Origin of the sequence: Psychrobacillus sp. FSL K6-1267 (genome assembly GCF_038003265.1) — a bacterium.
In the GTDB taxonomy this organism is placed as follows: domain Bacteria; phylum Bacillota; class Bacilli; order Bacillales_A; family Planococcaceae; genus Psychrobacillus; species Psychrobacillus faecigallinarum.
The window spans coordinates 1,268,139-1,280,400 of record NZ_JBBOOR010000001.1; the positions used below are offsets into that span (position 1 = coordinate 1,268,139).

10 protein-coding genes are annotated in these 12,262 nt (G+C 36.9%); 4 read left to right on the plus strand and 6 right to left on the minus strand.

What is annotated here, in order from left to right:
- Positions 1-7: 7 nt before the first annotated feature.
- Both MHB55_RS06175 and MHB55_RS06180 read left to right on the plus strand, forming a co-directional pair.
- On the plus strand, positions 8-1,768 hold the full coding sequence (locus MHB55_RS06175) for a vWA domain-containing protein (protein ID WP_340862837.1): 1,761 nt from the start codon (positions 8-10) through the stop codon (positions 1,766-1,768).
- Positions 1,752-4,349, plus strand: coding sequence for a VWA domain-containing protein (locus MHB55_RS06180; RefSeq protein ID WP_340862838.1), 2,598 nt, complete (start codon positions 1,752-1,754; stop codon positions 4,347-4,349). The genes MHB55_RS06175 and MHB55_RS06180 overlap by 17 nt, the downstream gene beginning before the upstream one ends.
- Positions 4,350-4,415: 66 nt before the next feature.
- Here the strand turns inward: MHB55_RS06180 and MHB55_RS06185 are convergent, their stop codons facing one another.
- From MHB55_RS06185 to MHB55_RS06210, 6 genes are all read right to left on the minus strand, one after another.
- Positions 4,416-5,603 carry an MFS transporter gene (locus tag MHB55_RS06185; protein ID WP_144537874.1) on the minus strand — a complete coding sequence of 396 codons (1,188 nt, stop codon included), beginning with the start codon at positions 5,601-5,603 and terminating at the stop codon, positions 4,416-4,418.
- 597 nt (positions 5,604-6,200) lie between these two features.
- Positions 6,201-7,274, minus strand: a complete 1,074-nt coding sequence (locus tag MHB55_RS06190) for an ABC transporter substrate-binding protein (protein WP_144537876.1) — start codon at positions 7,272-7,274, stop codon at positions 6,201-6,203.
- Positions 7,271-8,077: an ABC transporter permease gene (locus MHB55_RS06195; protein ID WP_144537878.1), complete on the minus strand. Its 807-nt coding sequence runs from the start codon at positions 8,075-8,077 to the stop codon at positions 7,271-7,273. The genes MHB55_RS06190 and MHB55_RS06195 overlap by 4 nt, the downstream gene beginning before the upstream one ends.
- Complete coding sequence (locus tag MHB55_RS06200) at positions 8,061-8,885, minus strand: ABC transporter permease (protein WP_151110685.1); 825 nt, start codon at positions 8,883-8,885, stop codon at positions 8,061-8,063. Before MHB55_RS06200 ends, MHB55_RS06195 begins: the two co-directional genes overlap by 17 nt.
- Positions 8,875-9,981, minus strand: a complete 1,107-nt coding sequence (locus MHB55_RS06205; RefSeq protein ID WP_144537882.1) for an ABC transporter ATP-binding protein — start codon at positions 9,979-9,981, stop codon at positions 8,875-8,877. The genes MHB55_RS06200 and MHB55_RS06205 overlap by 11 nt, the downstream gene beginning before the upstream one ends.
- Before the next feature lie 15 nt (positions 9,982-9,996).
- Positions 9,997-10,539: a helix-turn-helix domain-containing protein gene (locus MHB55_RS06210; protein WP_144537884.1), complete on the minus strand. Its 543-nt coding sequence runs from the start codon at positions 10,537-10,539 to the stop codon at positions 9,997-9,999.
- Between the two features lie 199 nt (positions 10,540-10,738).
- On the opposite strand from MHB55_RS06210, the gene MHB55_RS06215 reads away from it, so the two are divergent.
- Complete coding sequence (locus MHB55_RS06215; RefSeq protein ID WP_340862839.1) at positions 10,739-11,182, plus strand: TlpA disulfide reductase family protein; 444 nt, start codon at positions 10,739-10,741, stop codon at positions 11,180-11,182.
- A gap of 86 nt (positions 11,183-11,268) precedes the next feature.
- A complete protein-coding gene (locus MHB55_RS06220; protein WP_144537888.1) occupies positions 11,269-11,928 on the plus strand; it encodes a potassium channel family protein in 660 nt (219 codons plus the stop codon).
- The last annotated feature ends 334 nt before the right edge of the window (positions 11,929-12,262 follow it).

Here is a 12,262-nt window from a genome sequence, read left to right on the forward strand (position 1 = left end):
AGTATATATGGGTTTTAGTCAATTACCATATTTATGGACAGTAATATTTCCGATTGCCGTTCTATTATATTACTTTTTTCGAAAGAAATATAAAAAGCAATCTGTCTCCTCAACTCTTTTTTGGGATGAAGTGATGAAAGAGACAAAGGCCTCTCCTTATTTACAGCATCTTCAACGTAATGCGTTATTTTATTTGCAAATGTTAGCAATGATTTTGCTCGTAATTGCACTTATTCAACCTTTTTTGAAAAAAGAAGCACTTGCTGGTGAGCAAATTGTCTTTATTGTGGATACTTCTGCCACGATGGAGGTTAACGTGGATGACGCTATCTTATTTAACAAACATAAGCAGGAAATGCTCGATCTGGTTGAACAGTTATCTGGAAAGCCATTGACACTTATTACTACGGGAAATGAACCTGTCGCAGCTTTAAGGCAGGAAACGAATATCAATGAAATTAAAAGAGTAATAAATAAGTTAGAAGTGACTTATGAGGATGAGAATCTTTCAAAAACTTTGGATTTTGCTCAATCCTTTTTTCAAAATAAAGCTACTTCGGTATATGTGTTTACAGATCAGATAGATCGTCAGACCTTGCCGTTACAATATGAAAATGTAAGCTGGAATGTAATCGGTCAAACTAAGGAAGTATCCAACATATCTATCAAACGCCTTGGGGCAACCAAGATGAAAAATGGAACTTCAGCCTTGATCCAATTAGCTAGTCAAAATAGAGAAGAGCAAACAGTGTCCTTAACCTTGTCAAATGGAGAAGGTGAATTGGTTAAAGAATCCATTAGATTGCCTGCGGGTGAAACAGTCACCCTTTCCTTTGATGAGTTACAGGAGGCAATTTTTCTGAAGGCAACTATAGATGTGGAAGACGATTATCTCATGGATAACGAGATGACCGTGTTCTTGCAGGATCAACTCTCTAAGATTTTCATAGATAGCTCTCTTCACACTTTGGTACGCACTGCCTTTCAATCACTTGGTGTTGACATGAGTAGTATACCAGCTGAACAGGTAAGCCTAGTGAAGGAGGAGGGAATTCTAGTTACTAATCAATTTAGCTTAGTAGATCAATTAGAAAGACCTGCCTTATTTATCGGAAGGAATGATGAAAATCCTGTAGAGGTTAATGGAACTGTTCAAACGGATGATCACCCTTTGTTTTCCTTTGCTGACCTTTCGGATATCTATGTAAGTAGCGTATATCCGGGTGTGGAGGGCTATAAAACGATAGCAACAGTTGCTGAGCAGCCCTTTATACAGATCTCTCCAAGGGGAGATATTATTGTACTTTCCGATATACAAATGACAGATTGGCCGTTAAGTCCTTCTTTCCCATTGTTTATGTGGAGTGTGAAAGAGCAGCTATCTAATAGTAATACTTATTTAGGATCTTTCACTCCGAATGAGAGAAAACCACAATCCTTAGGTAGCGCTACTAATGAGTGGGAAATTTATACGCTAGACGATTCTTATGAATATTCTATTGAGAATGGAGGAGCATTTGTTGCTCCTAGAAAACCAGGTTTATATGTTATACGTTCTGGTGAGAAAGAAAAATATTTTTCAGTAGCAATATCTCAAAAAGAAAAAGAAATTATAAAAGGTTCCTCATATTCTATTGGAGGACTGGGAGTAGAACAGCAGGATGAGAACTATGAAAAGTATTCCATTGTTCCATTTTTAATTGTTTTATTATTATTGTTGTTTGTTATCGAGTGGGAGGTGCAAAGACGCCGTGGATTTACGAGTTGATCAACCACTACTTTTACTATTATTAGTACCTATTCTCATTTATTTTGTTTGGACATGGAAAAAGGACAAAAATATATTGAGGAAAGAGGGAAGGACTGTCTTCTTTATACGAGTGCTTGCTATATTTTGCTTAGTGCTGGGTCTTACAAATCCTTATTTATTGCTGCCCATTAAAGAGGAACAGATTGTTTTTCTGATTGACCGTTCCGCTTCAGTACAAGGAACTGATCAGCAGGTAAGTGAATGGATTGAAGCAAGCTTAGATTCTCGAAAAGATAGACATTTAGTAGGCGTATATACATTTGCAGAGGATTTTCAAACGGAGATACCCCTGACTGATGAGGAAATAAAACTTCCTGTTTTTAGTCCTATGAAATCACCAGGTAACACCGATATCGCTAGAGCGTTACAGTTATCAACCGGAATAATAGAACCAAACAAAGCAACAAGAATTGTTCTATTTACAGACGGAATTGAGACTAGCGGAACTATAGCAGACGAGCTTATGAAAATAGCTGGCAGTAATGTAACCGTAGATGTAGTACAGCTTGAGAGAGTATCATCGGAGGACGTTGCTGTTACATCCTTTGAAACACCTCCTGTAGCCTTCGAAGGAGAGCAACAGCAGCTTAATGTAGAACTCCAAGCGACTAAGGCTACAAATGGCGAATTATTACTTTATCAAAATGATCAACTACTAAGTAGAGAGCAAGTCGCCTTGGAGCAAGGATCTAATAGTTATACTTTCCGCAACACCTCCAAGGGTGAGGGTCTGTTAAAATATGAAGTACAGGTAATTGTTCAGGGGGATGCCTTGATTGAAAATAATAAGCTTACGAGTGTAACTAATGTAGAGAGTTCTCCAAGGCTACTGGTTGTTACAAATGAGGATACTTCTACTAATATTCCTTTAGTTATTGACAAAGAAGCCATTACAACAGATGTTATCACCGCAAACTCTCTTCCATATGATTTATCTAATTATCTTGCGTATGATGCAATTATTTTTGACAACGTGCCAGGACACATAGTTGGCGAGCAAAAAATGAATGTGATTGAGCAGGCAGTTAAAAATTTTGGTACCGGCTTTATGATGGTGGGTGGGCAGAATAGCTTTGGATTAGGTGGTTATTTTAAAACTCCAATCGAAAAGTTATTACCTGTTGAGATGGAAGTTAAAGGGAAGCAACAATTACCTTCATTAGGGCTTATTATTGTAATGGATAGATCAGGAAGCATGTCTGGTTCGAAAATGGAATATGCGAAAGAGGCAGCTGCTCGTTCAGTAGAAATGCTTAGAGATGATGATCATTTAGGCTTCATAGCGTTCGATGATCGTCCATGGCAAATTATTGAGACAGAGCCTCTTAAAGATAGAGAAGCAGCTGTTGAAAAAATCTTGTCTGTAGGTGCTGGTGGAGGAACTGAGATATATACAAGTCTTGCCCTAGCATATGAGCAGTTACAGCCATTAAAACTACAACGAAAACATATTATTTTACTGACAGATGGTCAATCTAGTTCCTCTAATGACTATCAAACTTTAATCGAAGAGGGAAAAGAGAATAATATTACTGTTTCAACAGTAGCCGTTGGACAGGATGCAGACCGTGCTTTGCTAGAAAGCCTTGCAGAAATGGGAGGCGGAACTTTTTATGAAGTACAGGATGAATCTACAATTCCTGCCATTATGTCTACTGAAACAGCTATCATCTCTAGAACCTATATAGAGGATAACCCATTTTATCCTACCATTTATGGAGACCCTGCATGGTCTAGTCTGTTCGTTGATGGTGTTCCACAGATGAATGCATATATAGCAACTACTGCCAAGCAAACTGCAAGTGTAATAGCTCAGAGCGAGAAGGAAGACCCAGTTTTGGCTGAATGGATGTATGGCTTAGGAAGAACTCTTGCCTTCACTTCTGATTCTACGGGTGCTTGGAGCGGAGATTTTGCACGTTGGAATAATTGGGGTGATTTTTGGAACACAGCTATTTCTAGAATGCTTCCATCTTATAGTGAAGTACCTTTTACCATTCAAAAATCTACCGATGGAAGTTATACGGTGACAGATCCTTCGGGAAGCTCATCCTTTATCGAGGTGGCAGCAGTTAATGAAAAAGGGGAAGAGTTAGCTGTAACCTCCGAACCATTGGCACCTGGAAAATCCAGAGTTACGGTTGAGAGCGAGCCGGGACTAGTATTTTTCCGAGTTTCTAATGAGAAGGATGCTATCTATCAAGCAGGGATATCCATTCCCTACAGTGAAGAATATAAGGTTCAACAGCCAAATGTACAAAACCTTCAGTTAATCACTAGTAGAACTGATGGAGAACTTTTAAGTGAACCAGCAGAGGTATTTCGAGATATCGGTATGACTAGCTCGGAAAAGCAACCTATAAGACAGTTTTTAATCTTGGCGGCAATCATCCTATTGTTTATAGACATAACAATTAGGAGATTTGGATTTAAACAGCTTATAGCACCTTTTAGAAAAAATAAAAAAGAAGCAACTTCTCCCGCTACAAAAACGACCAGTAATATGGAAAAGCTTGTGAGAGAAAAGAAAAAAAGATAGATAAAAGCGCAATGGAAGAGATGTACCTCCATTGCGCTTTTATTGTGAGCTTTAAAATAACTTATGTTATAAAATGACTGGATTTTTCTTTTTAACCCAGACAAGAGTGATAACCCAAGTACAGATTAAGATTACTGCACCGACTACAAATGGTATGTTGATATTCACATCAAATAAAATACCTGCTAGAGCCGGACCAATCATATTACCTAAACTCATATACGCATTGTTCATACCAGCAGCAAACCCTTGTTCATTGCCAGCAAGTTTAGAGACAATTGTATTTACAGCTGGACGAATCAATGTTGTAGCAATTGAGAAGGCAGTTGCTAAAAATAAAATAAGCCAGAAAGAGTCTACTAAAAAGAAAAGTACTAATGATACAGCCGCAACCACTAAGTTAACAAGAATAACATTTAATTCGCCAAAGCGTTTAAAGAGTCGGTCTATCACAACAGTTTGGATAACTACCCCTACAAATCCACCCACAGTTAAAATAGCAGCGATTCGTTGAGGACTATAATCATATTTGTGATCTACATACAATGAAAAGGTTGATTGGAAGTTAGCAATTCCAAATGAGAAAACAAAAATGATAAATAACATCATAAAGTAAGGCGTGTATATAGAGCTTTTCATCTGTGAAAGGATATTTTCACGTTTTTTAATAGTAGGTGTTAGTTCACTAATTACATTTTTAATGTCAGGCAAGATAACTAAGGAGACTATTGCGGAAAGAAAAGATACAACTGCAGCCATGTAAAATGGAAAGGATAAACTTACACCTGCTAAAAACCCTCCGATAGCCGGCCCTATCATAAAGCCTAATGACATGGAAGCCCCAATGTAGCCCATGCCTTTTCCACGATCTTCAAGGCTTGTTAAGTCAGCGACAAATGCCATAGTAGCTGGTACTAAAAATGCTCCGCCAACTCCCCCCATAAACCTTGCAATATAGAGCATCCATTCGTCTGTGGCTAAACCAAACCATAATTGTGATAAGGAGAAGACGATCAAACCAATAATGATTAATTTTTTTCTTCCGTATTTATCGGATAGTTCACCAGCTAATGGTGAAAATATAAATTGTCCTAAAGCATAGGAAGCAATGATAAATCCTAATGCTTGCCCAGCGACGCCAAAAGTCTCCAAATATGAAGGCATTACTGGGATAACAATTCCTATCCCTGACATTACGATAAACATATTGAACATTAGTATATATAATGCAAATTTATTTCTTTTTTCTGTCATAATGGTTCCTGCTTTCTTTCATACTATTATCATCTATCGATAATATCATATTTTCTCTATAATACATACCTTCGTGTCCCGAAAAAATTTCACTTGCGACCTTCTTGAAAAACTTGATAATACATGGCTAATTTTCACTTTAGGCGAACGCTTTCCGCGGGGGGAGCAATAAGCCATCCCCGTCGCTTGTGCGTCGGTTGTGATGTCTTATCTGTCTCCCTAATCCCGCAGGAGTCGTCGCCTGTCGCTACAATCATATATAGTAATGATAAAGTAGTACGGAGAAACTACCTCAAGAACATATTGTATGGTTATATGATCAATCCTATTAATAAAATTACAGTAAAATTTTGGATAATAGATGACTGATTTTCAGGCGAACGCTTTTCGCGGGGGGAGCGATAAGTCATCACCGCCAGCTTGCAGTTATAATCATATATGGTGTACTAATTATGGTGTAGTTTAAGCTAAAAAAAATTTTGCTGGTTTCATTGGAAAGGCAAAAGGAGGATGGCCGTGACGTGAGTCGCGACCATCCTCTCTATAATTTTTTAATAATATTTAAGTTAATTAAAGGGTAAATGTTAATTTGCTAATTTACTTTGAACCCATTTTAAATTTCAAGAACAACTCGTTATAAACACCTAACATTTCAAGTCCTAGGTTATTGTATACTTCTAAATTGTCTCGAGCTTCTTCGGAAGGATAGAAGCGTTCGTCTGTTATGACTTCTTCGTCCATTAGCTCCATTGCTGCAGTATTAGGTGTAGAGTACCCTACATAATCTGCATTTTGTGCAGCGACCTCTGGATCTAACATGAAGTTGATAAATGCATGAGCACCTTCGATGTTTGCCGAGGTTTTAGGGATTACCATGTTGTCAAACCATAGATTAGAACCTTCTTCAGGAACAGAGTAATCTAGTTCTTCATTTTCCCACATCATATCAGCAGCTTGTCCCGACCAAGTAAGCGCAACGGCTGCTTCCTCGTTTACCATAAGCTGTGTTACTTCATCACCAATAATAGCCTTTACATTAGGCGATAGCTTTTGAAGTTTCTCTAAAGCCTCTTGAAGCTCAGTTTCATCAGTTGAGTTTAAGGAATGGCCAAGGCTATTTAACCCCATTCCGATTACCTCACGCGCTCCATCTACTAAAAGGACCTTGCCTTGTAGTGAAGAATCCCACAAATCATCCCAACTTTCAAATGACTGGCCATCTAAAAGGGAAGGATTATAAACGATTCCTACTGTTCCCCAAAAGTAGGGAACTGAAAATTCATTTTTAGGATCGAAGGATAAATCTAAAAAGTAAGGATCTATATTTGCCATGTTTGGGATTTTCGATTGATCAATTGGAAGAAGTAAGTCATTTTCCTTCATTTTTTCGATAGCATACTCAGAAGGTACAGCTATGTCATAGGAAGTTCCACCTTGTTCAATTTTCGTCATCATCGCTTCATTAGAATCGAACGTTTCATAGACAACACGATAACCAGACTCTTCTTCGAATTGATCGATTAACTCAGGATCTATATATTCACCCCAGTTGTAAATAGTAACTGTATCACTACCAGCATTGCCGGAGCTTTTCCCTAAGTAGTCATTCGCTATAAACAATCCTATACAAACAATAATAATTGCTACTGACGCTTTCACAATATCTTTCATTTTCTTACCCCCATTCCTGTAGGGTTTTTCCCGCCACGTTGGCTAATAAAGTAATAGCCCACTACTAACAATAAAGTGACGATGAAAATAATTCCTGATAGTGCATTAATCGTTAGAGTGATTCCGGCACGAGCCATAGAATAAATCTCCACTGATAATGTACTAAAACCATTCCCAGTGACAAAGAAAGTCACTGCAAAGTCATCTAATGAGTAAGTCAATGCTAGGAAGAATCCTGCAAAGATTCCCGGTTTGATGAAAGGGATAATAACTCTTCTTAAGATGTCTCTTCTAGTAGCGCCTAGATCGGCTGCTGCATCTATTAACGAGCTGTTCATTTCTTGAAGTTTTGGCAATACCATTAAGACTACGATTGGAATACTAAAAGCAATATGAGAAATTAATACTGAGGCAAAGCCTAACTTAACCCCAACCATAGTAAATAGGATCAAGAAGGAAGCACCAATAACAACGTCTGGGCTAACAATCAATACGTTATTCAATGATAATATTGAGTTCCTTAAGGATTTGTTTCTAATATAAACTATACCTAAGGAGCCAAGAACACCTATTACGGTCGAAATTAAAGCAGATAGTAACGCCACAATAACAGTGTTGATAAGAATCATAATTAGACGAGTGTCAGAAAACACTGCTGCATAGTGCTCCCAAGTAAAGGACTCAAAGTCATTCATCGTACCACCGCTATTAAATGAATAGAATATCAAATAAAAAATAGGTACATAAAGAATAACGAAGATCAGGGCTAAAAATATTTTTGCCGACTTACTTGTTTTTTCCATTAGAAGTGGCCCCCTTTTCTCTTTGTCCGGTAATGATCATGACAATTACCATAAAGATAATTAAAAACACGGCGATGGTTGAACCCATTCCCCAGTTTTGTGTTACAAGGAACTGTTGTTCAATAGCAGTACCTAGTGTAATTACTTTGTTCCCTGCAATTAATCGAGTAATCATAAATAATGAAAGGGAGGGGATGAATACAGCTTGAATCCCGGCCTTTACACCATTAATAGTTAAAGGAAAGATGACCTTAGAAAAAGTTGTCCAGCTTGAAGCCCCTAAGTCTCTACTTGCATCTATCAGAGATGGATTTAACTTATCGAGCGAGTTAAAGATAGGGAGAATCATAAATGGTATGAAAATGTACACCGATACAAAAATAAAACTAAAATCAGTAAATAGTATTTGCTGTTCACCTATCCCAAAAACATTTAAAAATGCATTGATTGGACCATATAAACCAAAGATCCCGATAAACGCATATGTTTTTAATAGAAGGTTAATCCATGATGGAATAATGATTAAAAGTAACCATAATTGTTTGTGCTTTGTTTTAGTCAAAAGATAAGCTGTTGGATACGCAATGAGCAAAGAAAATAAGGTAATTAAAAATGCGTACCAAAAAGAGCTAAGTGTTAACTTTAAATATACAGAAGTAAAAAAGTTCTTATAGTTATCTAATGTAAAGCTTCCGCTTAAGTCGAAGAAGGAATAATAAGCGATTAATGCTATTGGAGCTATGACAAAGAATAGTATCCAAGCATAGTAGGGTATCAGATAAAGCGTTTTAGCTTTTTTAGTTTCCATAAGCGTCTTCCCCATAAGACTCAAGTCGTTTGTCAAATTCTTCTTCTGTTTCATTTAGACGCATAACATGAATAGACTCCGGATCGAAATCTAATCCAATCATTTCACCTACAGCTGCTTTTTTAGTTGAATGAACTAACCACTCATTTCCTTCTTCATCGTAAGTGGATAGCTCATAGTGAACGCCTCTAAATAGTTGGGTATCTACTTTCACTTTCATCTTCCCATTATCTACTCCAGTAATTTCTAAATCCTCTGGGCGAATAACGATATCAACCTTCTCATTTGGATTTAACCCTTGGTCCACACATTCAAATTCCTTACCACCAATATGCACACGGAAATCTGCGACCATTGTTCCTTCTACAATATTAGATTCACCGATAAAGTCCGCAACAAAGCGATTGATAGGTTCATCATAAATATCCATAGGAGTTCCACTTTGTTCAATATTTCCGGCATTCAATACAAATATTTCATCGGACATAGCAAGTGCTTCTTCTTGGTCATGCGTAACAAAGATAAAAGTTTTTCCGAGACGTTGCTGTAACTCACGAAGCTCGTACTGCATTTCTGAACGTAGCTTTAGGTCAAGCGCTGAAAGTGGCTCGTCTAGTAATATAATTTCAGGGTCATTGACTATTGCACGGGCGATAGCAACACGTTGTCTTTGTCCCCCAGACATTTCTGCTATTTCTCTATACTCATAACCGCTTAAATTAACAAATCTCAATGCTTCTAATACTTTGTCTTCTATATCTTTTTTTGCTAATTTTTTTATGCGTAGACCAAATGCTACGTTTTCAAAAACATTTAAGTGAGGAAACAAAGCGTAGTCCTGAAATACGGTATTAACTTGGCGTTCGTTGGCTGGTACATTGTTGATTAGTTTTCCATTAAAATAAATGCTCCCACTTGAAGGCTGCATAAATCCTGCGATTAAGCGGAGAATAGTTGTTTTCCCACAACCTGATGGTCCTAATAACGTATAAAATTTTCCGCGTTCTAATTCAAAATTAATGTTACTAAGTACGGTAGTGTCCTCATCATAAAATTTAGTGACGTTTTCAAAGCGAATAATAGGTGTCTCTGACATAATAACCCTCCATTTTCATAAGTAAGAATTGGTGACGACATAAATAACCTTCGCGATATCATCCGATGCATTTTGTAAAAGATGGTGATCAGATGCTTCAAAATAGAGGGATTCTCCTATTGATGCGAAGTAGTGCTGCTTGCCTAATGTTAACTGGACGCGACCGTGTAAAACATATATGAATGTTTGAGATAGGGACGGTTCGAACTCTTTAAATTGCCCGCCTTTATCAAGAATAATAAGTACTGGCTCCATATCATTTTCATTGGATTCTGAGATAAGCCAGTGCAGTGTATACTTTTTTTCTTCATCTACATTAACGGTTTGTTCTTCTTTTTCAAAAACAACCTTTGTTCTACTGTGTTCATCATCAAAGAAATCCTTAGGCTTACAACCTAAAACATTTAAGATGGAAAAAAGAGTTTCAATAGAAGGAGAATTGAGGTCACGTTCAAGCTGAGAAATAAATCCCTTACTTAAATCTGTCCTTTCTCCAAGCTCCTCTTGGGTAAGTCCTTTTTTCAACCGTAATTGCTTAATTTTTTTACCTATTTGCATGTAATTACGCTCCTTCTCTTATTTGAAATAAAGAGCTTTTCCATAAAACAAAGTTTATTTTAACATAACTTTAAGTTTACTTTAACAACTTTTTAATGATTTTACAAAAAAAATTATTCCATTTTTTATTGAATGAAATAATCGATAGTTTTTGTACTGCATACTATAACAATGGATGACAGAAAAAGGAGAGAATTTAATGCGTTTAAGAGAGGAGTTACCGGAGTTTCCGAATTCGGCAATATGGTTAAACGGAGCATGGTCAAAGGAACAACTAATGGGAGAAAAGCCTGTTCTTGTCTATTTTTGGTCTGTTAGCTGTCAAGCCTGCAAAAGGGCTCCATCAGTGATTAACTTATGGAAAAGCAAATACGGAGATCGTTTTAATGTAATCGCTGTTCATATGCCAAGATTCCAAGAGGATGCTAATACAAATATTGTTCAATCTACAGCTGCTGCTATCGGTATAAATCATTCGATATTCTTAGATCATGATTTAACCATTTCTAAAAAATTTCAAAATCAAATGGTTCCTAACTTTTACTTGTTTGATAAAAAGGGACAGCTAAGACATAGGCAAACGGGGGAGTACGGTTGGCATATGCTAGAAAAGCGACTTGTGTTGTTGATAAATGAACGTTAGTTATGAAAATGGCTATAGTGAAATCTCATAGCCGAGGAACAGCTGATGTGTTAAACTAATGGCAATTAGTTCTAGGAGGCGCAGTTATGCATAAGGAATTTGTTGTTATTGGTTTGGGTCGTTTCGGAGGAAGTATCGTAAAAGAGTTAATGGAGCAAGGCGCGGATGTAATGGCAATCGATAAAATTCAAGAACGAGTAGATGAGTTCGCTACAATAGCAACTCATGCGGTGATTGCAGATACAACAGACGAGGCAGTTTTAAAATCCCTTGGAATAAGAAATTTTGAACACGTGATTGTTGCAATAGGGGATGACATTCAATCAAGTATTTTGACTACACTTATGCTAAAAGAAATAGGTGTGAAAAAAATTACTGTGAAGGCTCAAAATGATTATCATGAAAAAGTGTTACGAAAAATAGGTGCAGATCAAGTAGTTCATCCAGAACGAGACATGGGGATACGAATTGCCAATAACATCATATCTAATAATGTATTAGATTATTTGGAGCTATCCGATGAGCATTCGATTATGGAAATCAAAGTAAACGAGAAAATTGCCGGATTCTCAATTATAGATTTGGATATCCGTGCGAGATATGGCATTAACATCGTTGCGGTTAAACGAGGAAAGGATATCATTGTCTCACCTCAAGCCCACGATAAAATGCAACTTAATGATGTACTTATTATAATTGGTGCAGATGTTGATATTAATCGTTTTGAAAAGAAAGTCTTATCTTAACTAAGCCAAGGGACTAATCCCTTGGCTTTTATATTTATTAAAATAAATAAATTTTAGATTATAAAACATTCGTTCAATATGAAATAAACAAACAAAGTATAGATGAGTCCTTAAAATGTTAAGAGCGTTCCAATTGGAGCGCTCTTTTATTTTTATATATTTTTCTAAAAGATAGACACATTAAGCATAAGAATGGAGGGATTAGGATGAAGGATAAAAGGAATGTTCTTACTATTATGTCTGTTATTTTATCAACAGGTATACTATTCGGATGCAACGATACCGATGAAAATGAGCCGGACCCAAGTGAAGAGCCTTCTGAGCAGCAAAAGAT

Bases quoted from the DNA above. Each gene is read 5' to 3' on its own strand.
- MHB55_RS06175 (WP_340862837.1), top strand. From the start codon at position 8: ATGGGTTTTAGTCAATTACCATATTTATGGACAGTAATATTTCCGATT.
- MHB55_RS06185 (WP_144537874.1), bottom strand. From the start codon at position 5,603: ATGACAGAAAAAAGAAATAAATTTGCATTATATATACTAATGTTCAAT.
- MHB55_RS06190 (WP_144537876.1), bottom strand. From the start codon at position 7,274: ATGAAAGATATTGTGAAAGCGTCAGTAGCAATTATTATTGTTTGTATA.
- MHB55_RS06195 (WP_144537878.1), bottom strand. From the start codon at position 8,077: ATGGAAAAAACAAGTAAGTCGGCAAAAATATTTTTAGCCCTGATCTTC.
- MHB55_RS06200 (WP_151110685.1), bottom strand. From the start codon at position 8,885: ATGGAAACTAAAAAAGCTAAAACGCTTTATCTGATACCCTACTATGCT.
- MHB55_RS06205 (WP_144537882.1), bottom strand. From the start codon at position 9,981: ATGTCAGAGACACCTATTATTCGCTTTGAAAACGTCACTAAATTTTAT.
- MHB55_RS06210 (WP_144537884.1), bottom strand. From the start codon at position 10,539: ATGCAAATAGGTAAAAAAATTAAGCAATTACGGTTGAAAAAAGGACTT.
- MHB55_RS06215 (WP_340862839.1), top strand. From the start codon at position 10,739: ATGCGTTTAAGAGAGGAGTTACCGGAGTTTCCGAATTCGGCAATATGG.
- MHB55_RS06220 (WP_144537888.1), top strand. From the start codon at position 11,269: ATGCATAAGGAATTTGTTGTTATTGGTTTGGGTCGTTTCGGAGGAAGT.